27 protein-coding genes are annotated in these 25840 nt (G+C 68.0%); 21 read left to right on the top strand and 6 right to left on the bottom strand.

Features of this window, described 5'->3' with window-relative positions:
- Positions 1–89: 89 nt before the first annotated feature.
- A complete protein-coding gene (locus tag ACSQ89_RS14985) occupies positions 90–1019 on the top strand; it encodes a crotonase/enoyl-CoA hydratase family protein (RefSeq protein ID WP_436290261.1) in 930 nt (309 codons plus the stop codon).
- On the opposite strand, the gene ACSQ89_RS14980 is transcribed toward ACSQ89_RS14985, so the two are convergent.
- Entirely contained in the window at positions 1002–1643 is a 642-nt protein-coding gene (locus tag ACSQ89_RS14980; RefSeq protein WP_436290262.1) for a LysE/ArgO family amino acid transporter, read from the bottom strand. The two genes, ACSQ89_RS14985 and ACSQ89_RS14980, sit on opposite strands and share 18 nt — an antisense overlap.
- Before the next feature lie 70 nt (positions 1644–1713).
- Between ACSQ89_RS14980 and ACSQ89_RS14975 the strand changes: the two genes are divergently transcribed.
- Complete coding sequence (locus ACSQ89_RS14975) at positions 1714–2637, top strand: LysR family transcriptional regulator ArgP (RefSeq protein WP_093108782.1); 924 nt, start codon at positions 1714–1716, stop codon at positions 2635–2637.
- A gap of 235 nt (positions 2638–2872) precedes the next feature.
- Here the strand turns inward: ACSQ89_RS14975 and ACSQ89_RS14970 are convergent, their stop codons facing one another.
- Positions 2873–3772: a transglutaminase family protein gene (locus ACSQ89_RS14970; RefSeq protein WP_436290263.1), complete on the bottom strand. Its 900-nt coding sequence runs from the start codon at positions 3770–3772 to the stop codon at positions 2873–2875.
- 115 nt (positions 3773–3887) lie between these two features.
- Between ACSQ89_RS14970 and ACSQ89_RS14965 the strand changes: the two genes are divergently transcribed.
- Positions 3888–7106, top strand: a complete 3219-nt coding sequence (locus tag ACSQ89_RS14965; protein WP_436290264.1) for a hypothetical protein — start codon at positions 3888–3890, stop codon at positions 7104–7106.
- On the opposite strand, the gene mnmC is transcribed toward ACSQ89_RS14965, so the two are convergent.
- Both mnmC and ACSQ89_RS14955 read right to left on the bottom strand, forming a co-directional pair.
- Entirely contained in the window at positions 7082–8959 is a 1878-nt protein-coding gene (gene mnmC / locus ACSQ89_RS14960; RefSeq protein ID WP_093108779.1) for an FAD-dependent 5-carboxymethylaminomethyl-2-thiouridine(34) oxidoreductase MnmC, read from the bottom strand. The genes ACSQ89_RS14965 and mnmC overlap by 25 nt on opposite strands.
- A gap of 15 nt (positions 8960–8974) precedes the next feature.
- Positions 8975–9247 (bottom strand): oxidative damage protection protein, encoded by a 273-nt coding sequence (locus ACSQ89_RS14955; RefSeq protein ID WP_093108778.1) that lies wholly within the window; start codon positions 9245–9247, stop codon positions 8975–8977.
- A 129-nt stretch (positions 9248–9376) separates the two neighbouring features.
- Between ACSQ89_RS14955 and ACSQ89_RS14950 the strand changes: the two genes are divergently transcribed.
- The 11 genes from ACSQ89_RS14950 to ACSQ89_RS14900 all read left to right on the top strand — a co-directional run bounded on the left by ACSQ89_RS14950 (position 9377) and on the right by ACSQ89_RS14900 (position 18111).
- A complete protein-coding gene (locus ACSQ89_RS14950; RefSeq protein WP_436290265.1) occupies positions 9377–10405 on the top strand; it encodes a sulfate ABC transporter substrate-binding protein in 1029 nt (342 codons plus the stop codon).
- A 130-nt stretch (positions 10406–10535) separates the two neighbouring features.
- Positions 10536–11120 carry an NADPH-dependent FMN reductase gene (gene ssuE / locus ACSQ89_RS14945; protein ID WP_093108776.1) on the top strand — a complete coding sequence of 195 codons (585 nt, stop codon included), beginning with the start codon at positions 10536–10538 and terminating at the stop codon, positions 11118–11120.
- Between the two features lie 109 nt (positions 11121–11229).
- Positions 11230–11367, top strand: a complete 138-nt coding sequence (locus ACSQ89_RS14940) for a hypothetical protein (protein ID WP_170855655.1) — start codon at positions 11230–11232, stop codon at positions 11365–11367.
- 31 nt (positions 11368–11398) lie between these two features.
- The gene (locus ACSQ89_RS14935; RefSeq protein WP_436290266.1) at positions 11399–12355 is read left to right on the top strand and encodes a sulfonate ABC transporter substrate-binding protein; all 957 of its coding nucleotides are present in this window, start codon (positions 11399–11401) and stop codon (positions 12353–12355) included.
- Positions 12356–12456: 101 nt separating this feature from the next.
- Positions 12457–13626, top strand: a complete 1170-nt coding sequence (gene ssuD, locus ACSQ89_RS14930) for an FMNH2-dependent alkanesulfonate monooxygenase (protein WP_436290267.1) — start codon at positions 12457–12459, stop codon at positions 13624–13626.
- Positions 13627–13647: 21 nt separating this feature from the next.
- Positions 13648–14481, top strand: a complete 834-nt coding sequence (gene ssuC / locus ACSQ89_RS14925) for an aliphatic sulfonate ABC transporter permease SsuC (protein WP_436290268.1) — start codon at positions 13648–13650, stop codon at positions 14479–14481.
- A 14-nt stretch (positions 14482–14495) separates the two neighbouring features.
- Positions 14496–15452, top strand: a complete 957-nt coding sequence (locus tag ACSQ89_RS14920; protein WP_436296207.1) for an aliphatic sulfonate ABC transporter substrate-binding protein — start codon at positions 14496–14498, stop codon at positions 15450–15452.
- 6 nt (positions 15453–15458) lie between these two features.
- Entirely contained in the window at positions 15459–16268 is an 810-nt protein-coding gene (locus ACSQ89_RS14915) for an ATP-binding cassette domain-containing protein (RefSeq protein WP_436290270.1), read from the top strand.
- A 36-nt stretch (positions 16269–16304) separates the two neighbouring features.
- Entirely contained in the window at positions 16305–16520 is a 216-nt protein-coding gene (locus ACSQ89_RS14910; protein WP_028250350.1) for a TOBE domain-containing protein, read from the top strand.
- 62 nt (positions 16521–16582) lie between these two features.
- Positions 16583–17497: a serine O-acetyltransferase EpsC gene (epsC, locus tag ACSQ89_RS14905; RefSeq protein WP_436290271.1), complete on the top strand. Its 915-nt coding sequence runs from the start codon at positions 16583–16585 to the stop codon at positions 17495–17497.
- A 95-nt stretch (positions 17498–17592) separates the two neighbouring features.
- The gene (locus ACSQ89_RS14900; protein WP_436290545.1) at positions 17593–18111 is read left to right on the top strand and encodes an NADPH-dependent FMN reductase; all 519 of its coding nucleotides are present in this window, start codon (positions 17593–17595) and stop codon (positions 18109–18111) included.
- Between the two features lie 33 nt (positions 18112–18144).
- Here the strand turns inward: ACSQ89_RS14900 and ACSQ89_RS14895 are convergent, their stop codons facing one another.
- On the bottom strand, positions 18145–18792 hold the full coding sequence (locus tag ACSQ89_RS14895) for an FMN-dependent NADH-azoreductase (RefSeq protein ID WP_436290272.1): 648 nt from the start codon (positions 18790–18792) through the stop codon (positions 18145–18147).
- Positions 18793–18926: 134 nt separating this feature from the next.
- Here ACSQ89_RS14895 and ACSQ89_RS14890 point away from each other — a divergent pair, with 134 nt between their 5' ends.
- From ACSQ89_RS14890 to ACSQ89_RS14860, 7 genes are all read left to right on the top strand, one after another.
- Positions 18927–19841 carry a LysR family transcriptional regulator gene (locus ACSQ89_RS14890; protein WP_436290273.1) on the top strand — a complete coding sequence of 305 codons (915 nt, stop codon included), beginning with the start codon at positions 18927–18929 and terminating at the stop codon, positions 19839–19841.
- A gap of 197 nt (positions 19842–20038) precedes the next feature.
- Positions 20039–20611: an RBBP9/YdeN family alpha/beta hydrolase gene (locus ACSQ89_RS14885; protein WP_093108767.1), complete on the top strand. Its 573-nt coding sequence runs from the start codon at positions 20039–20041 to the stop codon at positions 20609–20611.
- A complete protein-coding gene (locus ACSQ89_RS14880) occupies positions 20608–21609 on the top strand; it encodes a sulfate ABC transporter substrate-binding protein (RefSeq protein ID WP_436290274.1) in 1002 nt (333 codons plus the stop codon). Before ACSQ89_RS14885 ends, ACSQ89_RS14880 begins: the two co-directional genes overlap by 4 nt.
- Before the next feature lie 86 nt (positions 21610–21695).
- Positions 21696–22586, top strand: a complete 891-nt coding sequence (gene cysT / locus ACSQ89_RS14875) for a sulfate ABC transporter permease subunit CysT (RefSeq protein ID WP_436290275.1) — start codon at positions 21696–21698, stop codon at positions 22584–22586.
- Entirely contained in the window at positions 22583–23488 is a 906-nt protein-coding gene (gene cysW, locus ACSQ89_RS14870; protein ID WP_093108764.1) for a sulfate ABC transporter permease subunit CysW, read from the top strand. Before cysT ends, cysW begins: the two co-directional genes overlap by 4 nt.
- A 12-nt stretch (positions 23489–23500) precedes the next feature.
- Complete coding sequence (locus tag ACSQ89_RS14865; RefSeq protein ID WP_093108763.1) at positions 23501–24595, top strand: sulfate/molybdate ABC transporter ATP-binding protein; 1095 nt, start codon at positions 23501–23503, stop codon at positions 24593–24595.
- The gene (locus tag ACSQ89_RS14860) at positions 24592–25116 is read left to right on the top strand and encodes a disulfide bond formation protein B (protein WP_093108762.1); all 525 of its coding nucleotides are present in this window, start codon (positions 24592–24594) and stop codon (positions 25114–25116) included. The genes ACSQ89_RS14865 and ACSQ89_RS14860 overlap by 4 nt, the downstream gene beginning before the upstream one ends.
- Here the strand turns inward: ACSQ89_RS14860 and ACSQ89_RS14855 are convergent.
- The gene (locus ACSQ89_RS14855; RefSeq protein ID WP_093108761.1) at positions 25086–25778 is read right to left on the bottom strand and encodes a mobilization protein; all 693 of its coding nucleotides are present in this window, start codon (positions 25776–25778) and stop codon (positions 25086–25088) included. The two genes, ACSQ89_RS14860 and ACSQ89_RS14855, sit on opposite strands and share 31 nt — an antisense overlap.
- Positions 25779–25840: the final 62 nt, after the last annotated feature.

The following is a 25840-nucleotide window of genomic DNA, read 5'->3' as shown; positions in this document are numbered from 1 at the left end:
GCGTTGGCCGTAGCGCATGCGCGGGATCGCCGGAAGGCCTACCGCCGCGCGGGCCGCCGCCATAGGATCGAATCCACAAGGAGACACCCGTGCCCACCTTCAACACCGTTCTGATCGACAAGGACCCGCAGCACCCGCGCATCGCGCGCCTCGTGCTCAACCGGCCCGAGAAGCTCAATGCCATCGGCAACACCACGCCGGCCGACATCCGCCACGCGGTCGAGTGGGCGCAAGCCGAGGACGAGGTGCACGTGATCGTGGTCGAAGGCGCGGGCCGCGCCTTCTGCGCCGGCTACGACCTGGGCGAATACGCCGAGGGCAAGGCACAGGACGGCACGGCCGACCATCCCTGCAGGCAGGAGAAGACGCCGTGGGACCCGATGCTCGACTACGCCGCGATGAAGGGCAACACCGAGGACTTCATGTCGCTCTGGCGCTGCACCAAGCCCACCATCGCCAAGGTGCACGGCTACGCGGTGGCCGGCGGCAGCGACATCGCGTTGTGCTGCGACCTGCTGGTGATGGCCGAGGACGCGAAGATCGGCTACATGCCCACGCGCGTCTGGGGCTGCCCGACGACCGCGATGTGGACCTACCGGCTGGGCGCGCTGCGCGCCAAGCAGCTCATGTTCACCGGCGACACCATCGACGGCACGCAGGCCGCCGAATGGGGCCTCGCCAACTTCGCGGTGCCGGCCGAAGAGCTCGACGTGGCCACGCTGAAGCTGGCAGAGCGCATCGCCGGCGTGCCGCGCTCGCACCTGATGATGCACAAGCTGGTGGTCAACCAGGTCTGGCTCTCGATGGGGCTGGAGCAGAGCCAGATGTTCGCCACCGTGTTCGACGGCATCACGCGCCACAACCCCGAAGGCATGTGGTTCCGCCGCCAGGCCGAGGTCGAGGGCTTCAAGAGTGCGGTTGCATGGCGCGACAGCGGCCGGCCGATTCCTGAAGGCGACGAGGCGCGCGCCCTGGTGGCCGAACTCGAGGCCCGGGCCGCTTCAGCCCCGCAGCGCTGAGACCGCCTGCCCGGCCAGCACCACGCCGAGCACCAGCATCACCAGGCCCACGAGCGCATCGAGCCAGCGCCAGGCCACCGGCTTCGCGAACAGCGGTGCCAAGAGCCGCGCACCGGCGCCGAGCCCCGCGAACCAGCTCGCGCTGGCCAGCGCGGTGCCCGCCACGAAGGCGCCCTTGCCGAGGCCGGCCTGCTGCGCGCCGACGGCGCCGACCAGGAGCAGCGTGTCGACGTACACGTGCGGATTGAGCAGCGTGAAGGCGGCGGTCTGCGTCATCACGCGGCGCAGCGAGTTCCGGCCCGCACCGCCCGCGGCCGCATGCAGCGCAGCAGGGCGCAGCGCACGCCGCCAGGCGAAGGCGGCATAGACCAGCAGGAACAGCGCACCGCCGACGGTGAGCGCCGGCGCCACGAGCGGCAGGCGGTCGAGCACCTGGCCCATGCCGACCACGCCGACGGCGACCAGCACCGTGTCGGCCAGCGCGCAGAACAGGATCACCGGCCACACATGCTCGCGCCGCAGGCCCTGGCGCAGCACGAAGGCGTTCTGCGCGCCGATGGCGACGATCAGGCCCAGGGTCAGGCCGAAGCCGGTGGCGAATGCGGGGAAGGCGAGGGGGGTCATGCGCCGATGATTGGCGCTGCGGCAGAATCAGTCCAGTTAACTTTTCTGCGGCTGCATTAGGAATACTTCATTGCTCGACTACCTGTCCCTGGCCGCCGTTGCGCAGGTGGTGCGCGAAGGCAGCTTCGAACGGGCGGCGCGCGCGCTGCACGTGACGCCGTCGGCGGTGTCGCAACGCGTCAAGCTGCTCGAAGATCGATTGGGTCTTGCGCTGATCGTGCGCGGCTCGCCCTGCGTGGCGACCGAGGCGGGTGCCTGGCTGTGCCGGCATGTAGAGCAGGTTGGCATGCTCGAGCGCGATCTCCAGCGCGCCATGCCTGCGCTCGGCGCGCTCGACGCCGGCGATCAGCGCGTCACCTTGCGCGTGGCGGTCAACGCCGACAGCCTGGACACCTGGTTCGTCCCCGCGATCGCGGCCTTCAGCGCGAGCGAGCCGGCGCTGCTCGACCTGAGCCTCGACGACCAGGAGCACACGGCCGAGTGGCTGCGCACCGGCGCCGTGCTGGCCGCCGTGACCGCCAGCGCCAAGCCCGGCCAGGGCTGCCGCAGCGTGCCGCTCGGCCACATGCGCTACTTCGCCACCGCGAGCCCGGCCTTCAAGAAGAAGTACTTCGCGGACGGCGTGACCGCGCAGGCGTTGGCCGCGGCACCGAGCCTGGTTTTCAACCGCAAGGACAAGCTGCAGGCGCAATGGCTGCGGGCGGCCTGCGGCAAGCCGGTCGAAACGCCGCGGCACTGGCTGCCTTCGCCGCAGGCCTTCGTGGCGGCCTGCGTCGCGGGCATCGGATGGGGCACGAACCCGGCGAGCCTGGTCGAAGCGCAGCTGCGCGACGGCTCGCTGGTCGAGCTGGTGCCAGGCGTGGACCTGCGGGTGCCGCTCTACTGGCATCACGTGCGCCTGAAGATCCCGATGCTCGACCGTCTCACCGAGGCGGTGGTGGCAGCGGCGCAGACCGGGCTGGAGCCGCTCAGGGCCACCAGTGACGCACGGTGACCGCGATCACGCGCGCCGCATGGCGCCGGATGTCCGTGTGCGGTGAGGGCGCGGGGTTCGAAAGCGGGCGCCGCGAGGTCGGCGTGATCAGGAAGAGACGAGGGACTTGCCGGGGAGCAGGGCTCGGAAGATGAGGGAATGACATGGCCGGGCGCCTTGGGTTTTTCTTGGAGGGCGCCCCATGTTATCTGTATAAAAATACAGTGTCATGACACGCTCCTGCCAAAGTCGAACTTCAGCCCGCGGTGCGCTTCACCTGAACCGTCGCTTCCAGGCCTTCATAGGCTTGCGCCTTGCCATACCAGCTGCCGCTGATCGGCGCGGCCTGCGACGGGTCGCGCGCCACGCCGACGCGGATCAGCTGGCCGCTGCCCATCAGAAGGTTGTTGGTGGGATCGAAAGCGACCCAGCCGGCGCCGGGCAGGTAGGCATGCAGCCAGGCATGCGTCGATCCGGCGCCGGAGACGGATGAGCCCGGCTCGACGCTGCCGGTGTCGAGCGCGGCATCGTAGATATAGCCCGAGACGAAGCGCGTGGCCACGCCGAGCCGGCGCGCGGCCTCCATCATGAGCAGTGCGTAGTCGCGGCAGCTGCCGCTGCCCAGCGCCAGCGTTTCCAGCGGCGTCTGCGTGCCTTCCTCGTCGCGGGCCGCGTAGGTCAGGCTCCGGCCGATGTGCGCATTCATGCGTGCGAGCACCTCGCGCGTGCTGTTGGGCTTGTCGGTGTGGAGAAACTGGTGGGCCCAGCGGATCAGCGTGCCTTCGGGGTCGTCGTGGTGCGGGCGCAGATAGTGTTCGAGGTCGAGCCGCTCCTGCACCGAATAGGCGAAGGGCAGGTACTCGGCGGCCGGTTCCAGCGGCAGTTCGTTCATCGGCGCCGGCACGTGCTCGATGGTGAAGGCGCAGACGATGCGCAACTCGGTCGCCTCGCCCATCGGCTGCACCAGCGCCACCGAATTGGAGTGCGGGTCCTGGATCATGCGCACGTAGGCCTCGGGGCTGACCTGCAGGTCGGTGGCCAGCACGCGCAGGTCGTGGCTGTCGCGCGGCCTGAACATCACGCGATGCAGGCCGAAGCTCACCGGCTGGTTGTAGCGGTAGATCGTGGTGTGGGTGATGTCGTAGCGGATGGGCATGGCGAATTGTCTACCGTGTATGAGGTAGACACCGTCCGTTTGGAGGGCGCTTTCCGCCGAACGACACATTGTGAAGTCGAAGCGCGTCCCTAGACTGCACAGCGAAGGGGGTCCTATGGAAAAGGATTCCAGGTCCGGGCTGGGCGGTCTTTCAGGCAACGGCCTCATCGCGGTGATGCTGCTGCTCGCCGGTGTGTTGTTCGTGCGCGAGGCACCGCTCGAAACCACCCGTCTGCCGGCCGGCGAATCGCGCTTCGCGCAGCATTTCTCGCTGCAGGATGTCGAGGCGCGGCTCTGGCAGGATCCCTTCGGCGCCGTCGCCAAGGGCCGGGTGGAGGCCAGGAAGAACGACGCGAAAAGGGCGGAGGCGGACGACGCGCGGCGCACCGCCGCCGACCTGGCCCGGGAGATCCGGTCCAGGCAGCCGGTGGAGATCCTCGCGGTCATGCTGCCGGGCGGACCCTACTCGGAGAACGTGGAAAGTCGCAGGCGAGGACGCTATGCGGTGCTGGCAGGCCTCAACGCAAGCCGGCTCTCGCCCGTCGATACCGAACATCTGGGCTACTTCTTTCCGCCGGTTCGTCCCGGTCCGTACGCGAGATCGCCGGAGCCCATACCCTACGAGTGGTTCGAACCCACACTGGATGCGCGCGGGAACAACGATGATCTTCGGCGCGTGCTCGTCATGTGGCTTCGGAGCGAGGCTTTCGACAATGCACCGTTCGCGCGGATGGCGGAACTGGCGCGGCCCTTTCTCGAATCCGGCGCGAGCTGGCGCGTCATTGGACCGAACGGTTCGGACGGGCTCAAGGCCATGATCGACGAAGCGGCGAAGTCCAGCCTCAAGGGCAAGGTGCCCGCGCCGCCGATGCGCTTCTATTCGCCGTACGCGACCGTGCCCGACGATGTCCTGCTTCCGGACGCCGAGTCGAGCCTTGCCGACTTCTTCGAGTCCAGGGGCGCGCTGCTGGTGCGCACCATCGGCAGCGACGGAGGTCTCGCCACCAGGCTGATCGATGAACTGGAGCTGCGCGGCCTGAGGCCGCTCACGATCGAGGCGCTGGGGCCGGACCGCGGCGAATCGGATCCGCCCCCGACGCTGACGGCGCAGCAAGAGGTGGAGGCCTACCGGAAAGCCTGCCGTCCGAGCGACGGGGAGAAGCCGGACCCTGCGCCGAGCCATGTCGCCGTGGTGGCCGAATGGGACACCTTGTACGGCCGCAGCCTGCGGCGCGAATTCCGGCCCGCGGCGAACGAGCGCGGTTTCTGCATCAACTCCTTCAACTATGTGCGCGGACTCGATGGCCAACTGCCTGCGGGCGGCCAGGGAGCGTCGGATTCCGCCAGCGGCGGCAAGCAGGCGCCAGGCGACAAGGATGCGACCCGTCGCAAGGACGGTACCTTCATCGAGCGCGCCGAAGGCCAGAGCCAGTTCGACTATCTGCGCCGTCTCGCCGTGCAGATGCGCGAGAAGGACCGACGCGTACGTGCCGCCAGTGCCGACGGCATGGGTCTGCGCGCGATCGGCGTGTTGGGCAACGATGTGCACGACAAGCTGCTGGTGCTGCAGGCGCTCAAGCCGGAGTTTCCGAACGCCATCTTCTTCACCACCGATCTGGATGCGCGCTTCCTGCATCCGCGCGAGCAGGCCTGGACACGCAACCTCATCGTCGCCTCCAACTTCGGCCTGCGCCTCCGGGACGAGCTGCAAGGCGGCGCACCGCCGTTTCGCGACAGCTACCAGGTGTCCACCTTCCTGACGACACGGATCGCCATGGACGACGCGCGGCATCCCACGCGGCCGTTATCGCAGGTGGCCATTGCCCGGTGGTTCAAGACACCGCGGATCTTCGAGATCGGCCGCACCGAGGCCTTCGAGTTCTACGGTCGTCCGGCGAACGAGGGCCCGCAGAAGGCCACATCGAATCCGTGCCGGGGCGAGGGCTGGACCGCATGCGAAGACGTCCATCCGCCCGCATCGGCCCGCTATCCGATGCCGCGGGAGGCCACGCTGGTCCTGATCGCGAGCCTTCTCGTGCTCGCCCTGTGGGCGCCCGCGCTCTTCATCAGCCTCGGCGCACGGCGCTTCCTGGGGCGCTTCGTCGCCCGCGCACCTGACGGCTCCGCGCTGCTCGCGCGCTATTCGGCACTGGCGGTGCTTGCCGTGCTGCTGCAGCTCGAGCTGCCGCTCTGGCTGGCCGCCCACTGGCAGCCCTTTGCCGAGTGGCTCACGCGCGAAGGCAAGCCGCTGACTGCGTTCGAAGGCATCAGTCTCTGGCCGACGGAAGCCATTCGCGTGCTCAATCTGGTGCTGTGCCTGTACCTGCTCTTCCGGGGCTGGGGCGCGCTCACGCGCAGCCTCGACGAGATCACGCGCGAATTCCACCTGGGCCGCACGCGCCGCGAACTGATTGCCGAGCAGCGCGAGGCCCAGGCGCGGCTGCGCTGGTGGCAGAAGCTGGCCCAGGTGTTCTCGATGCGCTTCGTGCCCGCCGCCAGCGGCTCAAAGCAGGCCGCGCACGGCATGTTGGCACCCGCGCTCGACTTCTGGAAGCGCTACGTGGCGCAGAACAGGCTCAGCGCGCGGCTGTTGCGCACCACGGCGTATGTGGCCGCGGCGCTGCCATGGAGCTACCTGATCGTGCTGGCCTTCGACGAAGAGCGCTCCGTGCCGTACCGCGGCGATCTGTCCCTCGCGGTGCACGACGGCCTGCGCATTCCGTCGCTGGTGGCGATGTACTTCCTGGTGTTCTTCGTCGTCGATGCGACCGCCTTCTGCGTCGGCTTCGTGCGCGGCCTGCGCGAGCAGGCCGCGAACTGGCCCGAAGCCACGCTGGATCTGTTCGAGGCGCAGACCGGCATCCCGCGGGCCCACCTGGACAACTGGGTCGACCTGCAGTTCATCGCGCTGCGCACGCGCAGCGTCACGCACCTCATCTACTACCCCTTCATCGTGATTTCGCTGCTGCTGCTCTCGAGGAGCGCGGTGTTCGACCGGTGGACCATGCCGGTGAGCACCATCGTCCTGTCCGTCGGCGGGGCGGTCGTCGCGCTGGGCTGCGCGCTGGCGCTGCGCCTTGCCGCCGAGGCCTCGCGCCGGCATGCGCTCGACCTGGTCAAGGATGCGCTGATGCGGGCGAACGCCAAGGCGCCGGCCGCGCCCGGCGAGGCCACACCCAAGCAGCTCGAACTGCTGCAGTCGCGCATCGAGAGCTTGCGCATGGGCGCCTTCGCCCCGTTCTGGCAGCAGCCGCTGGTCAAGGCGGTGCTGCTGCCTTTCGCCACGCTGGGCGGCTCGACGCTGTTGGACTATCTGGCGCTGGCGAACATCTGAGCGCTGGAACGCTGCGCATCCAGGGCCCGCGCTTGCGATGCCGAAAGCGGCAAGGGCTCGCCGTGCCACTGTGCCGCAAGCAGTTCGGCACACAGCGCGGCGAATGTGAGGCCGCGCGAGCCCATCGCGGTGCAGAGCCACACGCCCTGCGACGATGCCGGGTCGAGTGGGCCGACCAGCGGCCGGCGGTCGCCCGACGCGCAGCGCACGCCGGCCCATGCCTTCGCGTCGCCGCGCTCGAACGCCGACGAGAGCTGCAGCGCAGCATCGGGATGGAGCCTGGCGAGCCGCTCGCGGTTCGATTCGGTGTCGGCGCCGCGTGGCGCGGCATCGCTGCTGTCGCGGTCGAAGGTGGCGCCCGTGAGCCAGAGCGCGCCATCGGCGTCGGGTACATGCGCAATGAGATGGCCGTCGCCGTTGATCGGCACGCGAGGCAGCTGCGTGCCGTCGTCCATGCGCCCCCAGGCGACTTGGCCGCGCACGGGCTGCAGCGCCAGCGCGGGCGCGAACGCACGGCTTTCGAAGCCGGCGGCGATGACCACGCGTTCGGCTTCGGCCAGCAGGGCGCCTTGGGCGTCGTGCAGCGTCCAGCAGGCGAGCCCGGGTTGCGGCGCTTCGATGCGTGCCACGCGCCGTCCGGTGGCGAGTTCGATGGCGGGCTGCGCCAGCCAGGCCTGAACCAGCCGCGCCGGCCGCACCCAGCCGCCGCGCGCATGCCAGAGTGCAGGCGCATCGGCCGGCAGTCCGGTTTCGCGAATCTGCGCGGCCGAGGCGTGCCACGATTCATTGGGGCCTTCGGCCGTCCAGTCGGCGGGCAGGCGATCCTGGCCCGCGGCGCGCCGTTCGAGGACGCCGCAGGCCCGCCAATCCCTGCCTTCCGCCAGCAGCGCCTCGAGCTGCTGCCACGTGGCTCGCACGCCGGCGCGGGTCAGGCGCGACAGCAGCGCGTCGTCGGGTGACACATGCGGCGCGAGCACGCCGACGGGCAGGCCCGAGGCCCCGGCCGACGGGCGATCGCCGGCATCCAGCACCGTGACCTGCCAGCCGCGCCGCGCCAGGCTGGCCGCCACGGCTGCACCGGCCAGTCCCGCACCGATCACCGCGCAGCGCCCCGGCGCCGCGATGGGCGCGGGCAGCGGCGCGCGGCGCCGAATCTGCCAGGCCGGCTCGAACACGCCCTGCAGGCAATCGCGCTTGGGCGGCAGGCCGGGCGCCCTGCGGAGCTGGAAGCCGCGCTGCGCCAGCGCGTCGCGCACCGTCCGCGCGATGGTCCAGCTCGCGATGCGGGTGCCGCGCCGCGCAAAACGTGCCACGGCCTTGAGTGTCTCGGGCGACCACATCTGCGGATTGCGCTCGGGGCTGAAGCCGTCCAGAAAGATGCTGTCGGCCTCGAAGTGCTGCTGCGTGCGCAGCATGGCCTGCACATCGCCGATGCACAGCGTGAGCAGCACGCGGCCTTCGTCGAAGACCAGTCGATGGAAGCCGGGCAACAGGCCCCACCACTGCGCGCCCAACTCGGCGGCCAGCGGGGCAAGTTCCGGATAGGCCGCGGCGGCGCGCAGCAGATCGTCGCGCGACACCGGGTGCGCTTCGACCGAGACGAAATGCAGCAGGCGCGGGCGCTGAGGATCGGCTCGCCAAGCCTGCCAGGCTGTCAGAAAAGAGAGGCCGAGACCAAAGCCGGTTTCGAGAATCCGCCATTGTGGGTGCCCGGCCCAGGCCTCAGGCAAGCCGCAGCCGGCCAGAAACACATGCCGGGCCTGCGCCAGCGCGCCGCTTTCGGAGTGGTAGATATCGCCAAAGCGCGCGCTCTGCGGCACGCCGTCGGCCCGCCAATCGACCGGCTCGGTCATGGCGCGGGCAGGCGATCAGTTCGTCGGGGGAACGTAGCCCTGCGCGACGTCAGCGCCCTCGCCGAAGAAATGCTTCTCCATCTGGCGCGCCAGGTACTGGCGGGCACGGGCATCGGCCAGGTTCAGCCGGTTCTCGTTGACCAGCATGGTCTGCTGCTTGAGCCAGGCGGCCCAGGCTTCCTTGCTGACGTTCTCCCACAGGCGTTTGCCGAGTTCACCGGGGTAGGGCGGGAAATCGAGCCCTTCGGCCTCTTTGCCGAGCTTGATGCACTGGACCATGCGTGCCATTTGGATTGCCTTCGTGTGGGTTGCTTAGTTGATTTCGCTATTTAGAACTGAGAACTCGGTCGTTCCAGTTTCCTTATGCGCTCTTCAGAATTCGCAGCTTCACTGTTATGCCCTCCTGAGCACAAGACCATGAGCTTTCGCCGCGACTTTATCAAGCTTTCCCTCGGCGCCGCCGCTGCCGCCAGCATCGCCCTGACGGCATTGCCGTCGTTCGCGCAAAGCGTGACCTTGCTCAACGTGTCCTACGACCCGACGCGCGAGCTCTACGTCGACTACAACAAGGCCTTCGCCAAGTACTGGAAGGGCAAGACCGGCCAGGACGTGAGCATCAAGCAGTCGCACGGCGGCTCCGGCAAGCAGGCGCGCTCGATCATCGACGGCATCGACGCCGACGTCGCCACGCTGGCGCTGGCCGGCGATACCGACGCGCTGGTCAAGCATGGCGGCCTGGTCAAGGCCGACTGGCAGAAGCGCCTGCCGCACAACTCGGCACCGTACACCTCGACCATCGTCTTCCTCGTGAAGAAGGGCAACCCCAAGGGCCTGAAGGACTGGGACGACCTGGCCAAGCCCGGCGTGCAGGTGATCACGCCCAACCCCAAGACTTCGGGCGGCGCGCGCTGGAACTACCTGGCCGCATGGGAGTTCGCCAAGCGCAAGTACGGCGGCGACGCCAAGGCCCGCGAGTTCGTCGGCAGCCTCTACAAGAACGTGCCGGTGCTCGACACGGGTGCGCGCGGCTCGACCATCACCTTCGTGCAGCGCGGCGTGGGCGACGTGCTGCTGGCCTGGGAGAACGAGGCCTTCCTGGCGCTGAAGGAATTCGGCCCCGACAAGTTCGACATCGTCGTGCCCTCGGTCAGCATCCTGGCCGAGCCCACGGTGACGGTGGTCGACAAGGTGGTCGACAAGAAGGGCACGCGCGCCGTGGCCGAGGAATACCTCAAGTACCTCTACTCCGACGAAGGCCAGGACATCGCCGGCCGCAACTACTACCGCCCGACCTCCGACAAGGCCAAGGCCAAGTACGAGAAGCAGTTCCCCAAGCTCACGCTGTTCACCATCGACCAGGCCTTCGGCGGCTGGGCCAAGGCGGACAAGGAGCACTTCGCGGACGGTGGCTCCTTCGACCAGATCTACACGGCGAAGCAGAAGTAACCAGCTCGCCCCCAGGCTCCCCGCACTTCGTGTCGGTACGCCAACCCCCCAACCGGGGGCGGGCCGGCCGCTTCGGGCGGCCGGGCGCTGCGGCCCCCTGAAAAAGAACCACCTTCGAACGAAAGCAATCGTGACTGTTCTACTGATTGCCGGCAGCCCGTCGGCGCCTTCGCGCTCGGCCGTGCTGCTCGATGCGGTGGCCGCGCGGCTCGCGCTGCGCGACGTGCCGGCCGATCGTCTCGCGATCCGCGAGCTGGCAGCACATGCGCTGCTGCTGGGCGAGGCTTCGCATCCCACCGTGCAGCATGCGGTCGAACAGGTGCGGCGCGCCGACGTGATCGTGATCGCGACGCCTGTCTACAAGGCGGCCTACAGCGGCGTGCTCAAGGTCTTTCTGGATCTGCTGCCGCAGTCCGCGCTCAAGGGCAAGACGGTGCTGCCGCTGGCCACCGGCGGCAGCCCGCACCACATGCTGGCGCTCGACTACGCGCTGCGGCCCGTGCTGCAGTCGCTCGCGGCACGGCACATCCTGCCCGGCGTGTATGCGACCGACGGCCAGGTCACGCTGCAGCCCGAGGGCGCGTACCAGCTGCAACAGGAGCTCGCCCAGCGGCTCGACGATGCGGTGGAGACGCTGGCCAGCGAAGGGCTCAAGCTGCCCGCCACCAGCGGCTTCGAGCCGGTGCCCTTCTCGCGCGTGCGATGTAGCGTCTGAGCCCGGGCCGGCCGGCCCGGCGCGAGAGCGCCTCCCCCTTCTTTTTCCACATTGGTTTTTCGCCGCCGGCGCGCGGCGCGGGACAACTCACGCCTGAAAGACATCCGCCATGAACCCTGTCAGCACCGAAGACCTTGCCATCGATGCGCCGCCGCGTCCGCTGTGGCGCGCGCTGCGCGACCTCGCCGTCAGCGTGGTCGTGGTCGCCGCCATTGCGCTGATCGTCGGCTTCATTACCGCCACCTGAGCCGCTGGCTCCATCCATCGAAAGCATCACCATGACATTGCATTCATCGAAGCGCCGCCAACTGGTCCAGGGCGCCGCGGCCGCGATCGCCTTGCCTTCGCTGGCGGCACTTGCCCAGGCGCCGGCGCGGCAGTTGCGCATCGGCCATCAGAAAGGCGTGCTGAGCCTGCTCAAGGGCCGCGGCACGTTGGAGAAGCGGCTGGCACCGCTCAAGGTCTCGCTCAAGTGGACCGAGTTCACGGCCGGGCCGGTGCAGCTTGAAGCGCTCAACGTCGGCTCGATCGACTTCGGCGACGTCGGCGAAGCGCCGCCGATCTTCGCGCAGGCCGCGGGTGCGCCGCTGGCCTATGTGGCGGCGACCGTGCCGCGCCCGCAATCGGAAGCGGTGCTGGTGCCAAAGGGATCGGCGATCCGTTCGGTGGCCGACCTCAAGGGTAAAAAGGTCGCACTCAACAAGGGCAGCAACGTCCACTACTTCCTGGTCAAGCTGCTGGAGAAGCACGGCCTCGGCTACGGCGACGTGAACCTCGCCTTCCTGCCGCCCTCGGATGCGCGCGCCGCCTTCGAGAAGGGTTCGATCGACGCCTGGGTGATCTGGGACCCGTTCCTGGCCGCGGCGGAGAAGACGCTCGAAGCCAAGGTGCTCGCCGACGCCACGGATGTGGTGGGCAACCGCGCCTACTACTTCTCCTCGCTCGGCTATGCAGAGAAGAACGCCGACGTGATCCGGATCCTGACTGAGGAGATCGACAAGGTCGACCAATGGGGCCAGGCCAACAAGAGCGCGTTCGCGGCCGAGCTTTCGCAACTGTGGGGCATTCCGCAGCCGGTGGTCGACGTCGTGGTGGGGCGCGCGAACTACGGCACGAGGCCGATCACCAAGGCGGTCCTGGCGGAGCAGCAGAAGATCGCCGACACCTTTTTCTCGCTCGGGTTGATCCCCAAGAAGATCAACGTGCTCGATGCAGCGGCCGCCGGTATTGCCTGACAGCGCGCTGTTGCGGCTTCGCGCCGTGCGGGTGCTTCGCACCACGGCACTGGCGTGGGGCCTGCGGCGCTTTCTCTTCGCCATCTGATCGAGATCACACCATGCAAGTCTTCTGGTTTCTTCCCACCCACGGCGACAGCCGCTACCTCGGCACCACCGAGGGCGCGCGCCCGGTCGACCTGGCCTATCTGCAGCAGGTTGCCGGCGCGGCCGACCAGCTCGGCTACGAGGGCGTGCTGATTCCCACCGGCCGCTCCTGCGAGGACCCGTGGGTGATCGCGGCCAGCCTGATCGGCGCGACGCGGCAACTCAAATTCCTGGTCGCGGTGCGGCCCGGGCTGCACCAGCCCAGCCTGGCCGCGCGCATGGCCGCGACCTTCGACCGGCTCTCGGGCGGGCGCGTGCTCGTGAACCTGGTGACCGGCGGCGATCAGTCCGAGCTCGAGGGCGACGGCGTCTTTCTCGACCATGCAGCGCGCTACGAGCAGTCGGCCGAGTTCATCCGCATCTGGCGCGAGATCATCGCGCGCAGCCATGAAGGCCAGAGCTTCGACTACGAAGGCAAGCATCTGAGCGTGAAGGGCGCGAAGCTGCTGTACCCGCCGACGCAGAAGCCTTATCCGCCGGTGTGGTTCGGCGGCTCCTCGGCGGCGGCGCACGAGCTCGCGGCGGAACAGGTCGATACCTACCTGACTTGGGGCGAACCGCCCTCCGAAGTGGCAAAGAAAGCGGCCGACGTTCGCGAACGCGCCGCACGCAAGGGCCGCACGGTGAAGTTCGGCATCCGCCTGCACGTGATCGTGCGCGAGACCGAGGACGCGGCGTGGAAGGCTGCCGAAGAGCTGATCAGCCGCGTCGACGACGCCACCGTGATCGGCGCCCAGGCCGCCTTCGCGCGCATGGACTCCGAAGGCCAGCGCCGCATGGCCGCCTTGCACGCTGGTGGTGCCAGGCGCACGCGGGCCGAGCTCGAGATCTCGCCCAACCTCTGGGCCGGCGTGGGCCTGGTGCGCGGCGGCGCCGGCACGGCACTGGTGGGCGATGCGAAGACGGTGGCGGCGCGCATCGAGGAGTACGCGGCGCTGGGCCTCGACAACTTCATCCTCTCGGGCTACCCGCACCTCGAAGAGTCCTACCGCTTTGCCGAGCTGGTGTTCCCGCTCTTGCCGCGCAAGCGGCGCCCGAGCCTGCCGGGCGGGGCGCTGACCGGTCCCTTCGGCGAGGTCGTCGCCAATCTCGATGCGCCTTCGCGCCTCGTTTCGCAATGCTGATCAAGGCAAAGGACTCTCTTCATGACTGAACAAGTGCAGCCATTGCCGGTCGCGGCACCTTCGCTGGGCTCGGCGCAAGCCTTCGGGCTCGGGGTCGCCAAGCGCCTCGTGCCCTGGCTCGTGCCCGTGGGGTTGATCGTCGCGTGGCAGATCGCCTCGTCGCTCGGCTGGCTCTCCACCCGCGTGCTGCCGGCGCCGATCGACGTGGTCAAGGCCGCGTGGGCGCTGGCCGTCTCGGGCGAACTGTGGACCCACGTGAGGGTCAGCGCCGGCCGGGCCTTGTCGGGCCTGGCCATCGGCGGCGGGCTCGGCCTTGCGCTGGGCCTGCTCACCGGCTCGGTCAAGTTCTTCGAGACCCTGCTCGATTCCACCATCCAGATGGTGCGCAACATCCCGGCGCTGGCGCTCATTCCGCTGGTGATCCTTTGGTTCGGCATCGACGAATCGGCCAAGCTGTTTCTGATCTCGGTGTCGGTGTTCTTTCCGATCTATCTCAACACCTTCCACGGCATCCGCAACGTGGACCCGCAGCTGATCGAGATGGGCCGCACCTACGGGCTCTCGCGCTGGCAGCTCTACAAGGAGGTGATCCTGCCGGGTGCGCTGTCCTCGATCCTGGTGGGCCTGCGCTTCTCGCTCGGCCTCATGTGGGTGATCCTGATCGTGGCCGAAACCATCTCGGCACAGGCCGGCATCGGCTATCTCACGATGAACGCGCGCGAGTTCCTGCAGACCGACATCGTGCTGGTGGGCATCCTGCTCTATGCGTTGCTCGGCAAGCTGGCCGACGTGTTCGCCCGCGGGCTGGAGCGCTGGTGGCTGCGCTGGCATCCGGGCTACCAGGCGGCGAAATGAAGGAGGAGGGCGAGATGACTTCTCTCACTCGGCGCGCCGCGCTCGGCGCATTGGCTTCACTGGCCGGTGGCATGGCCTATGCGCAAGGCGCGGCCCCGTCCACGATCCGCATCGGCTACCAGAAGTCGTCGACGCTGACCGTGGTGCTCAAGACCCAGGGCACGCTGGAGCGGCAGCTCGCGCCGCTGGGCGTCAAGATCAGCTGGCACGAGTTCACCAGCGGCTTGCCGTTGCTCGAAGCGCTCAATCTCGACAACCTCGACTTCAGCGCCGACGTGGCCGACACCGTGCCGGTGTTCGCGCAGGCCGCGGGCGCGAAGCTGACTTTCGTCGCGCAGGAGGCGCCGTCTCCGGCCGCGCAGGCGATCGTCGTGCGGGCCGATTCGCCCATCCAGTCGGTGGCCGATCTCAAGGGCAGGAAGGTCGGCTTCGCCAAGGCGGCCGGCGTGCACTACCTGCTGATCGCCGCGCTCGACAAGGCCGGCCTCTCGTTCAAGGACATCGAGCCCGCGTACCTCACGCCGGCCGACGGCCGAGCCGCCTTCGAGCGCGGTGCGATCGATGCCTGGGTCGTGTGGGACCCGTTCCTCTCCGCGGCGCAGCGCCAGTCGAAGCTGCGCGTGCTGGCGGACGGCACCGGCATCGCGTCGTACCAGCGCTACTACCTGGGCGGAACGCCGTTCGCGAACGCGCGTCCCGACGTGCTGCGCGTGCTCTACGGCGAACTGCACAAGGCCGGCCTCTGGGTCAAGCAGAAGCCCGCGGAAGCGGCCGCCCTGCTGGCGCCAGTGTGGGGGCTCGATACCGCCACGGTCGAGCATGCCAATGCGCGGCGCAGCTACGCGGTGCGTCCGGTGGTGGTTGGCGGCCTGGCCGAGCAGCGGCGCATCGCCGATGCCTTCTTCGCCGAGAAGCTCCTGCCCAAGAAACTCAACGCGCTCGACGTGGCGCTGTTCAACCCCGGAGTCTGAAAAAACATGAGCGCCATCCTCCAGCAAGGCTTTGCCGGCGTGCGGCTCGAAGCGCGCGGTCTCCACAAGCGCTACGGCACGCGCGAGGTGCTGCGCAACACGCAGCTCACGATCGAGCCGGGCCAGTTCATCGCCATCGTGGGCCGCAGCGGCTGCGGCAAGAGCACGCTGCTGCGCCTGATCGCGGGCCTCGAGGAAGCCTCCGAAGGCGGCCTCTACACCGACGGCAAGCCCGTCGACGGGCTGCACGACGACACGCGGATCATGTTCCAGGAGGCGCGCCTCCTGCCGTGGCGCCGCGTGCTCGAGAACGTCACGCTGGGCCTGCCGACGGCGGCGCGCGTGCGCGGCGAAGAAGTGCTCGCGCAGGTCGGCCTGCCCGACCGCAAGGCCGAGTGGCCGGCGCGCCTGTCGGGCGGGCAGCGCCAGCGGGTCTCGCTGGCGCGTGCGCTGGTGCATCACCCTCGGCTGCTGCTGCTCGACGAGCCGCTGGGCGCGCTCGATGCGCTGACGCGCATCGAGATGCATCGCCTGATCGAGAACCTGTGGCAGCGTCACCGTTTCACCGCCCTGCTGGTCACGCACGACGTGCAGGAAGCCGTGGCGCTGGCCGACCGCGTGATCCTGATCGAGGACGGCCGCATCGCGCTGGACGAAAACATCGCGCTCGCGCGGCCGCGCTCGCAGGGCGATCCGGCTTTCGCGGCGATCGAGAAACGCATCCTCGACCGCGTGCTGCAGAAACCCGATGGCGAGCCGGCCAACGACACGCGCTGGGCCGACGGGCCGGCGCACGTCCTGCGCTGGGCGGTCTGATCTTCTTCTTCCTTCTTTTTCAACAGGAGTCCCTCCATGTCCATCCAAGCCATCAACGTGCGCAACCAGTTCAAGGGCAAGGTCCGCGAGATCATCCGAGGCGACGTCGTCTCCGAAGTCGACGTCGAGACCGCCTGGGGCATCGTGACCTCGGTCATCACCACGCGCTCGGTCGACGAGCTGCAGCTCAAGCCCGGCTCCGACGTGGTCGCGCTGGTGAAATCGACCGAAGTGTCCATCGCCAAGCTCTAAACCCTTCCGACGCCGCGTTTGCTCCCGATGCCGCAACAATGTGCGGAAACAAGGAGCAAGCCATGGCCGGATTCGATGTAAGTGAAATCGTCAGCGCGCTGCACGAGGTGCGCGACGAATGGCGTGATTCCCAGAAGCGTTCGCGCGAACCGGGCAGCCGCGAGTTCCCCTCGCGTGATGCGCTGGCCGGCATCGTCGAATCGCTGAAAGGCGCGCTGTTCCCGATGCGGCTTGGGCCGCCCGACTTGCGGCACGAGAGCGAGGACTTCTACGTCGGCCACACGCTGGACTCGTCCCTGCAGTCGCTGTTGACGCAGGCCCGGCTGGAGCTGCGCTACAACGCGCGTCACCAGCCGCGCGATGCGGCCGAGATCGATGCGGAGGCCGGGGAGGCGGTGCGCGCTTTCGCAGCCGCGCTGCCCGGCATTCGCCGCCTGCTCGACGGCGACGTGATCGCCGCCTACCAGGGCGACCCGGCCGCGCGCAGCGTCGACGAGGTGTTGCTGTGCTACCCCGGCATCCTGGCGATGATCCATCACCGCCTCGCGCACCAGCTCTACGACCTGGGCCTGCCGCTCTTGGCACGCATCGTGGCCGAGCTCGCGCACGGACAGACCGGCATCGACATCCATCCGGGCGCGCAGATCGACGCCGGCTTCTTCATCGACCACGGCACGGGCGTCGTAATCGGCGAGACCACGGTGATCGGCAAGCGCGTGCGCCTCTACCAGGCCGTGACGCTGGGTGCGAAGCGCTTTCCGACCGATGTCGACGGCAACCTGCAGAAGGGCCTGCCGCGCCATCCGATCGTGGAAGACGACGTGGTGATCTATGCCGGCGCCACCATCCTGGGCCGCGTGAACTTGGGCAAGGGCGCGACCATCGGGGGCAACGTCTGGATCATCGACGACGTGCCGGCCGGCGCCAGCGTGACGCAGGCGAGCCTGCAGAACGCGCCGCAGCACCGGCTGCCGTGATTGGGCTTTTCCGGAAAAGGTCATAGGCGCTTCGGATAATTCCTGGCGCTTCCCGTCAACCCCGTTCAAAAGGAGTTTTCATGAGCTAGACCCGAATCGCCGTCATCGTCGGCAGCCTGCGCAAGGATTCGTTCAACCGCAAGCTCGCACTCGCGGTCGCGCACCTCGCGCCCTCGGACTTCAATTTCGAGCACCTGCGCATCGACGACCTGCCGCTCTACAACCAGGACGACGACGGCAACCAGGCGCCCGCGGTCAAGCGGCTCAAATCGGAAATCGCCGCGTCGCAAGGCCTCTTGTTCGTGACCCCGGAATACAACCGCTCGTTGCCCGGCGTGCTCAAGAATGCGATCGACAATGCCTCGCGGCCCTACGGCCAGAGCGCCTGGGCCGGCAAGCCGGCCGGCGTGATCGGGGTGTCGGTCGGCGCCATCGGCACCGCGGTCGCGCAGCAGCACCTGCGCAACGTGCTGGCCTACCTCGACGTGCCCACGCTGGGCCAGCCCGAGGCCTTCCTCCAGAACAAGGAGGGCCTGTTCGACGACAAGGGCCACATCGCCGAGGGCGGCACCAAGAAGCTCCTGCAGACCTGGGTCGACAAATACGTGGCCTGAATCAAGAGCCACGCATAGTTCTTCTGCAATGCCTCAGGCGGCGAGGGTGGCGACGTCCTGATTGGCGGCTTCGCCCGCCACGTTGGAAATGTCGGCGCGGGCGGCGCCGAGTGCGGCCGCCTTCGGCGCTTCGCCCATGGCCAGACCTTCGGCGCGCACGAAGCGCACGTCGGTGACGCCGAGGAAGCCCAGGACCACCTTGAGGTAGCTTTCCTGGTGCTCCATCGCCTGGCCGCCTTCGCTGGTCGAGTAGATGCCGCCGCGGGTGATGGCGACGATCACCGTCTTGCCGCCGGCCAGGCCCACAGGTCCCTTCTCGGTGTACTTGAAGGTGCGGCCGACTTGCGCGATGCGGTCGATCCAGGCCTTGAGCTGGCTCGGGATCGAGAAGTTGTAGAACGGCGCGCCGATCACGACCACGTCGGCCGCGAGAAACTGGCTCACCAGCTTTTCGGAGACCGCGTTCTCGTTGCGCTGGCGTTCGGTGAATTCGGTGCCTGCCGGCGCCCGGAAGCCCAGGGAGTGGGCATCGAGGTGGCTGGGGGCGGAAACCGCCAGGTCCAGGTAGTCGACTTCGGTGCCCGCGTGGTTGCGGCGCCATTCGGCCACCACTTCGGCCGTCAATTGACGCGAGACGGAGTTGTCGCCCAGGACGCTGGAATCGATGTGCAGCAGTTTCATGATCTATCGCTCTCTTTCGATGTTGGCGCCGGCACGGAAGCGGTCGGCATGGGAGATAGTCTATTTTTGAGTCGACTGATTGATAAGTCGGCAAAATTGACACAGATCGTCCTGTTAGTAGGACAATCGTGGCCATGCAAGATCTCAACGACATGGTTTTCTTTGCCGAGGTGGCCGAGCGGGGCGGCTTTGCGGCGGCAGGCCGCGCGCTGGGCGTGCCGAAGTCGCGGCTGTCGCGCCGCGTGGCGGATCTCGAGGCGCGGCTGGGTGTGCAACTGCTTCAGCGCAGCACGCGGCGGCTCTCGCTGACGCCGGCCGGTGAGCTCTACCTGCGGCACAGCATCGCGATGCGCGACGCCGCCGAGGCGGCGGCCGAAGCCATCGCGCAGGTGCAGACCGAGCCGCGCGGCGTGGTGCGCATCAGCTGTCCCATCACGCTGGCGCAGAGCGGCATCGGGGTGCTGGTGGCGCAGTTCATCCTCCGCTATCCGGCGGTGCAGATCGAGATGCGCATCCTGAATCGGGCCGTCGACCTGATCGAAGAGGGCATCGACCTGGCGCTGCGCGTACGGCCGGTCATCGAGGACAGCACGACGCTGGTGGCCAAGCAGTTCGCCACTGCCCGGGGCGTGCTGGTGGCCAGCCCGGACCAGCTCCGGCGCCAGGGCCCGGTACGGACGGTGGATGAGCTGGGGCGCCTGGACACGGTCTCCCAGTCGGCCGCCGACGGGCGGGCCAGCTGGTGCCTGGAAGGCCCCGGCGGGGCGATGCACACGATGCAGCACACGCCGCGCTACCTGGCGGATGACCTGCTGACGCTGAAATTCGCGGTGGTGGAAGGCGTCGGCGCCAGCATGCTGCCCGACTACATGTGCAAGGAAGATCTCGAAGCGGGCCGCCTGGTCGAGGTGCTGCCCGGCTGGGGGCCGCCGCCGGGCATCCTGCATGCGGTCTTTCCTTCGCGCCGGGCGCTGGTGCCGGCGATTCGCCAGCTGATCGACTTCTTCGCCGAGCACATCGGTGCCGGGGGCTTCAGGCTCACGGTGTAAGAAGCTCTTATTCACCAAACGCCATATCGAAACAAGTAGATATTCGTTTGTCATCGAAGCGATGCTTTGCAGAATCGGCGCTCCCTTCCATCCACGGAGCGACCATGGCGACCCTGCGACTCGGCGATACGGCCCCCAACTTCACGCCGTCCGGGCGTACCTGCGCCTGACGCCGCAGCCCAACAGATAAGCGCTGCGTGACGAAGCCGACCATCATCATCGTTCCGGGCTGGCGCGACTCCGGCCCCGGCCACTGGCAAAGCCTGTGGGCGGAACGCATGCAGGGCGCGGTGCGGGTGCTGCAGGACGACTGGGTGACGCCGAAGCGCACAGCCTGGGTGGCCGCGCTCGAGAAGCTCGTGCTGGAAAGCCCGGGCCCGGTGGTGATCGCCGCGCACAGCCTGGGTTGCATCACGACCGCGCACCTGTCCGAGGCGGCGGCCGCGCGTATCCGCGGGGCCCTGTTGGTGGCGCCGGCCGACCCGGAGCGCCGCGCCGTGCTGTCCGATTTCGCGCCCGTGCCCTACGCGAGGCTGCCGTACCGCAGCATCCTGGTGGCCAGCAGCAACGACCCTTATTGCCCGGTGCGCCTGGCCGGCGCCTATGCCCGCGCCTGGGGCAGCGAATTCGTTCGCATGCAGAATGCCGGCCACATCAACATCGATTCGGGGCATGGCGACTGGCCTTTGGGCCTGGCTCTGCTCCAATCGCTGACGGACGAGCCCACGCCCCTGATGGCCGGCCGTCCCCAACTCGAAGCAAGACCATGACCTCCAGAACCATCAAGACGATCTTCGGCGCCCTGGCGCTCGCCGCTGCCGGCGCGACCTCGGCCCAGACCCTGCTCAACGTGTCCTATGACGTGGCGCGCGAGTTCTACAAGGACTACAACGCCGCCTTCGTGGCGAACTACAAGAAGACCACGGGCAAGGAGGTCAAGATCGACCAGTCGCACGCCGGCTCCAGCGCACAGGCGCGTGCCGTGGCCGACGGGCTGGAGGCCGACGTGGTGACGATGAACACCAGCACCGACATCGAGTTCCTCGCCAACGCCGGCGTGGTCGCCAAGGACTGGGCCAAGCGCTTCCCGAACAATGCGGCACCCACCACGTCCACCATGCTGTTCCTGACGCGCAACGGCAACCCGAAGGGCATCAAGGACTGGGACGATCTCGTCAAGCCCGGCACCCAGGTCGTGATCGTGAACCCCAAGACCGGCGGCAACGGCCGCTATGCCTACCTGGCCGCCTGGGGCTACGTGAAGAAGAAGGGCGGCAGCGACGCGCAAGCGGCCGAGTTCGTCGGCAAGCTGTTCAAGAACGTGCCCATCCTCGCGCGCGGCGGCCGCGATGCGACCACCGCCTTCCTGCAGCGCAACATCGGCGACGTGCTGATCACCTTCGAATCGGAAGTGGTCTCCATCGACCGCGAGTTCGGCGCCGGCAAGGTCGATGCGGTGTACCCCTCGATCAGCATCCTGGCCGAGAACCCGGTGGCCGTGGTCGAGCGCACGGTGGTGAAGAAGGGCACCGGCGAACTGGCCAAGGCCTACCTCGACTACCTCTATTCGGACGAAGCGCAGGAAATCGCGGCCAAGCACGCGCTGCGCCCGCGCTCCGATGCGGTGCTCAAGAAGTACGCGGCGACCTTCAAGCCGCTGCAGCTCTTCACCGTGCAGGAGCTGTTCGGCAGCCTCAGCGAAGCGCAGAAGGTGCACTTCAACGACGGCGGGCAGTTCGACAAGCTCTATACGCCCGGCGGCAAATAAATGAGCGCCGCGCCGAACCGCTTCAAGCAAGCGAAAGCCCCCTCGGGGGGCAGCGATGACACGTTAGTGCAGAGCGTGGGGGCACGATGAGCAGTGCCATCTCTTCGGCGCTGCCGTCCGCGGCGGCGCCGCTTGCGCGTGCAGGGAACACGGGCGCCTCGCGGCGCGTGCTGCCGGGCTTTCACATCACGCTCGGCTTCTCGATCCTGTACCTGAGCCTGATCGTCCTGATCCCGTTGTCGGCGCTGGTCTTCAAGACCTTCACCCTGAGTTGGGAGCAGTTCTGGGTGGCGGTGACCGCGCCGCGCGTGATGGCCTCGTACCGGCTCACCTTCGGCGCCTCGCTGATCGCCGCGCTGGTCAACCTGGTGTTCGGCCTGCTCGTGGCCTGGGTGCTGGTGCGCTACAAGTTTCCCGGCAAGCGCATTGTCGATGCGCTCGTCGATCTGCCTTTCGCGCTGCCCACGGCCGTCGCCGGCATTTCGCTGACCGCGCTGCTCGCCGGCAACGGCTGGATCGGCCAGTTCCTCGAACCGATGGGCATCAAGCTGGCCTTCACGCCGGCCGGCGTGGTGATCGCGCTGATCTTCATCGGGCTGCCTTTCGTGGTGCGAACGGTGCAGCCGGTGCTGGAAGACACCGAGAAGGAACTCGAAGAGGCCGCGACCAGCCTCGGCGCGACACGGCTGCAGACCTTCACCAAGGTGATCCTGCCTTCGATCACGCCGGCGCTCCTGACCGGCTTCGCGATGGCCTTCGCACGCGCGATCGGCGAGTACGGCTCGGTGATCTTCATCGCCGGCAACATGCCGATGATTTCCGAGATCACGCCGCTGATCATCATCGGCAAGCTGGAGCAGTACGACTTCGCGGGCGCCACCGCGGTCGCGCTGGTGATGCTGGTCATTTCGTTCCTGCTGCTGCTGGTCATCAACGGCCTGCAGGCCTGGCAGCGCCGCAGGGGGGCATCGGCATGAGCGCGGCTTCATCGAGAACGATTCGCCGCGCGCAGGCCGGCACCACCGAATCGGCCTGGGTGCGCTGGACCCTGATCGGCCTGGCGCTGGCCTTCATGTTCCTGTTCCTCGTGCTGCCGCTGGCCGCTGTGGCGACCGAGGCGCTGCGCAAGGGCATCAACGCCTACATCGAAGCGCTCAAGGAACCCGATGCCTGGAGCGCGATCCGCCTCACCCTGATCACGGCCGCGATCGCGGTGCCGATGAACCTGGTGTTCGGCGTGGCGGCCGCATGGGCCATCGCCAAGTTCGAGTTCCGGGGCAAGGCCTTTCTCACCACGCTGGTCGATTTGCCTTTTGCGGTCTCGCCGGTGGTCGCCGGCCTGATCTACGTGCTGATCTTCGGCGCGCAGGGCTGGTTCGGCCCGTGGCTCGCGGCACACGACGTCAAGGTCATCTTCGCGGTGCCCGGCATTGTGCTGGCCACCGTGTTCGTGACCTTTCCCTTCATCGCACGCGAACTCATTCCGCTGATGCAGGCGCAAGGCACCGACGAGGAGCAAGCCGCCATCGTGCTCGGCGCGACGGGCTGGCAGACCTTCTGGCGCGTGACGCTGCCCAACATCAAGTGGGGGCTGCTCTATGGCGTGATCCTTTGCAACGCGCGCGCCATGGGCGAGTTCGGCGCGGTGTCGGTGGTGTCGGGCCACATCCGCGGCCAGACCAACACCATGCCGCTGCACGTCGAAGTGCTCTACAACGAGTACCAGTCGGTCGCCGCCTTCGCGGTGGCCTCGCTGCTGGCCATCCTGGCGCTGGTCACGCTGGTGATCAAGTCGGTCATCGAATGGCGCCACGAACGCGAAATGAAGGCCATCGCCGAACTGCCGCCGGAACGGCCGCAACCCGCCGTCGCGGCCTGAGGAGAAAAGATCATGAGCATTGAAATCCGCAACGTCAGCAAACGCTTCGGCGACTTCCACGCCCTGCGCGACGTGAGCCTCGACGTCGATTCGGGCGAACTGGTCGCGCTGCTGGGCCCCTCGGGCTGCGGCAAGACCACCTTGCTGCGCATCATCGCGGGGCTGGAGACCGCCGATACCGGCAGCATCCTCTTTGCCGGCGAAGACACGACCGACGTGCATGTGCGCGAGCGCCAGGTCGGCTTCGTGTTCCAGCATTACGCGCTGTTCCGCCACATGACGGTGTTCGAGAACGTGGCCTTCGGCCTGCGCGTCAAGCCGCGCGGACTGCGCCCGAGCGAAACGCAGATCAAGACCAAGGTGCACGACCTGCTCAAGCTGGTGCAGCTCGACTGGCTGGCCGACCGCTATCCGTCGCAGCTCTCGGGCGGCCAGCGCCAGCGCATCGCGCTGGCCCGCGCGCTCGCGGTGGAGCCCAAGGTGCTGCTGCTCGACGAGCCCTTCGGCGCACTCGACGCCAAGGTGCGCAAGGAGCTGCGCCGCTGGCTGCGCCGGCTGCACGACGAACTGCACGTCACCAGCATCTTCGTCACCCACGACCAGGAAGAAGCGCTCGAAGTGGCCGACCGCGTGGTGCTGATGAACAGCGGCCGCGTCGAGCAGGTCGGATCGCCGCAAGATGTGTGGGACCACCCGGCGAGCCCCTTCGTCTACGGCTTTCTCGGCGACGTCAACCTGTTCCACGGCCGCGCGCACGAGGGCGAGGTGCATGTCGAAGGCCTGCGCATCGATTCGCCCGAGCACCGCGAGCTGCGCAACGGCAGGGCGCTGGCCTATGTGCGGCCGCACGACCTCGACATCGAACGCTACACCCCGGGCGCCACCGGCATCGTCGCGACCTTGAGCCGCGCCATCGTGGTCGGCCCGATCGCGCGGCTGGAACTCGAACCGGTGGAATCGAATCCAGACAATCCTGGCTCCGGAACCATCATCGAAGCGCAACTCCCTGCGCAACAGTTCCGGGACCTGGCCCTTGCGGAAGGCGACACCGTCGTCGCCAGGCCGCGCAAGGCCAGGGTATTTGTCGAAGATTGGGTTTCTCCGTGATCGATTGGTATTTCGGCGCACCGCGCCGCGCTCTTGCGCTGATCTGCGCCGCCTGCGTGGCGATGCTCGCCTTCGGGCTCTACCTGCAGCACGTGGTCGGCCTCGAGCCGTGCCCGATGTGCATCGTGCAGCGCTATGCGCTGGTGCTGGTGGCGGTCTTCGCGGGGCTCGCGGCCGCCAGCCGCAGCCGGGGCCTGCAGCTCACGGGCGCGCTGCTGGGCCTGGTGATGGCGGTCGGCGGCGCCTACACGGCCGCGCGCCAGAGCTGGCTGCAGTGGCATCCGCCGGAGGTCGTGTCCTGCGGGCGCGACCTCTACGGGATGATCGAGACCTTCCCGCTCAAGCGCGCGCTGCCGATGATCTTCCGCGGCGGCGGCGACTGCACGCAGATCGACTGGACCTTCCTGGGCCTGTCGATTGCGAACTGGTCCTTCATCGCGTTCACGGTCTTCGGGCTGCTGCTGCTGGTGCTGCTGTTTCGCCGCAGCGCTCAGAGCGGCAGCGTGTCGAAGGCTGCGTAAGAGGTCGCCAGCCAGCTCTTGACGCGCTGGCGCTCCAGCAGCCCGAGCGCGTGCTGGCCGTCGCGGTCGTTGACCGCCTTCCAGAAGCTGGTGTTGCGCCCATCGATCTTGCGCATGCTGGCCTCGTGCAGGCGCGGCAGCGCGATGACGCGGGCGCCGTGCGTGGTTGCCTTGCCGAGCGATTGCGAACCGAGCAGCAGGCCGAAGTCGCTGCCGCGGCCGTAGTTCTGCACCACGATGTAGTTCGGCCGGTTGCTGAAGGTGTCGACCAGCGCGCCGAGCAGGTCGCTCGAGTCCTTGCCGTCATCGAGCACGTGCCAGAAGTTGACGGTCACGCCGAGCTCGGCGAACACGTCGAACAGATCGGACTCCTTGATCCAGCGCGCCAGCGGCGCCAGCGTTTGCGCTGCGAGATCGACGATCACGCTCTGCTGCGGATTCGTCTCGAAGCCGTTCACGACCGTGTCGAGGCCTTCGTAGCTGTCCACCACCACCGGCGAGGCGAAGCCCTCGTAGAAGCGGGTGAAGGAGCTGTGCGAGCGATCGGTGTCGAAGCCGACGAAAGGCCGGCTGTGATCGATGAAGTACTGCGCCAAGACCCGTGCCGTGACGGATTTGCCGACACCGCCCTTTTCGCCGCCGATGAAATTGAGGGAGCTCATGAGGTTCCTGGGGATGGAGAAGTGCGAAGCATTCTAGGGGTCGTCGGGAGGGCGAGAGGGTT

This window comes from Variovorax sp. LjRoot175 (genome assembly GCF_964253805.1).
Taxonomy (GTDB): domain Bacteria; phylum Pseudomonadota; class Gammaproteobacteria; order Burkholderiales; family Burkholderiaceae_C; genus Variovorax.
This window is presented reverse-complemented; position numbering and strand designations above follow the sequence as displayed.

Bases quoted from the DNA above. Each gene is read 5' to 3' on its own strand.
- ACSQ89_RS14980 (WP_436290262.1), bottom strand. From the start codon at position 1,643: ATGACCCCCCTCGCCTTCCCCGCATTCGCCACCGGCTTCGGCCTGACC.
- ACSQ89_RS14970 (WP_436290263.1), bottom strand. From the start codon at position 3,772: ATGCCCATCCGCTACGACATCACCCACACCACGATCTACCGCTACAAC.
- ACSQ89_RS14965 (WP_436290264.1), top strand. From the start codon at position 3,888: ATGGAAAAGGATTCCAGGTCCGGGCTGGGCGGTCTTTCAGGCAACGGC.
- mnmC (WP_093108779.1), bottom strand. From the start codon at position 8,959: ATGACCGAGCCGGTCGATTGGCGGGCCGACGGCGTGCCGCAGAGCGCG.
- ACSQ89_RS14955 (WP_093108778.1), bottom strand. From the start codon at position 9,247: ATGGCACGCATGGTCCAGTGCATCAAGCTCGGCAAAGAGGCCGAAGGG.
- ACSQ89_RS14950 (WP_436290265.1), top strand. From the start codon at position 9,377: ATGAGCTTTCGCCGCGACTTTATCAAGCTTTCCCTCGGCGCCGCCGCT.
- ACSQ89_RS14940 (WP_170855655.1), top strand. From the start codon at position 11,230: ATGAACCCTGTCAGCACCGAAGACCTTGCCATCGATGCGCCGCCGCGT.
- ACSQ89_RS14935 (WP_436290266.1), top strand. From the start codon at position 11,399: ATGACATTGCATTCATCGAAGCGCCGCCAACTGGTCCAGGGCGCCGCG.
- ssuD (WP_436290267.1), top strand. From the start codon at position 12,457: ATGCAAGTCTTCTGGTTTCTTCCCACCCACGGCGACAGCCGCTACCTC.
- ssuC (WP_436290268.1), top strand. From the start codon at position 13,648: ATGACTGAACAAGTGCAGCCATTGCCGGTCGCGGCACCTTCGCTGGGC.
- ACSQ89_RS14920 (WP_436296207.1), top strand. From the start codon at position 14,496: ATGACTTCTCTCACTCGGCGCGCCGCGCTCGGCGCATTGGCTTCACTG.
- ACSQ89_RS14915 (WP_436290270.1), top strand. From the start codon at position 15,459: ATGAGCGCCATCCTCCAGCAAGGCTTTGCCGGCGTGCGGCTCGAAGCG.
- ACSQ89_RS14910 (WP_028250350.1), top strand. From the start codon at position 16,305: ATGTCCATCCAAGCCATCAACGTGCGCAACCAGTTCAAGGGCAAGGTC.
- epsC (WP_436290271.1), top strand. From the start codon at position 16,583: ATGGCCGGATTCGATGTAAGTGAAATCGTCAGCGCGCTGCACGAGGTG.
- ACSQ89_RS14895 (WP_436290272.1), bottom strand. From the start codon at position 18,792: ATGAAACTGCTGCACATCGATTCCAGCGTCCTGGGCGACAACTCCGTC.
- ACSQ89_RS14890 (WP_436290273.1), top strand. From the start codon at position 18,927: ATGCAAGATCTCAACGACATGGTTTTCTTTGCCGAGGTGGCCGAGCGG.
- ACSQ89_RS14880 (WP_436290274.1), top strand. From the start codon at position 20,608: ATGACCTCCAGAACCATCAAGACGATCTTCGGCGCCCTGGCGCTCGCC.
- cysT (WP_436290275.1), top strand. From the start codon at position 21,696: ATGAGCAGTGCCATCTCTTCGGCGCTGCCGTCCGCGGCGGCGCCGCTT.
- cysW (WP_093108764.1), top strand. From the start codon at position 22,583: ATGAGCGCGGCTTCATCGAGAACGATTCGCCGCGCGCAGGCCGGCACC.
- ACSQ89_RS14865 (WP_093108763.1), top strand. From the start codon at position 23,501: ATGAGCATTGAAATCCGCAACGTCAGCAAACGCTTCGGCGACTTCCAC.
- ACSQ89_RS14855 (WP_093108761.1), bottom strand. From the start codon at position 25,778: ATGAGCTCCCTCAATTTCATCGGCGGCGAAAAGGGCGGTGTCGGCAAA.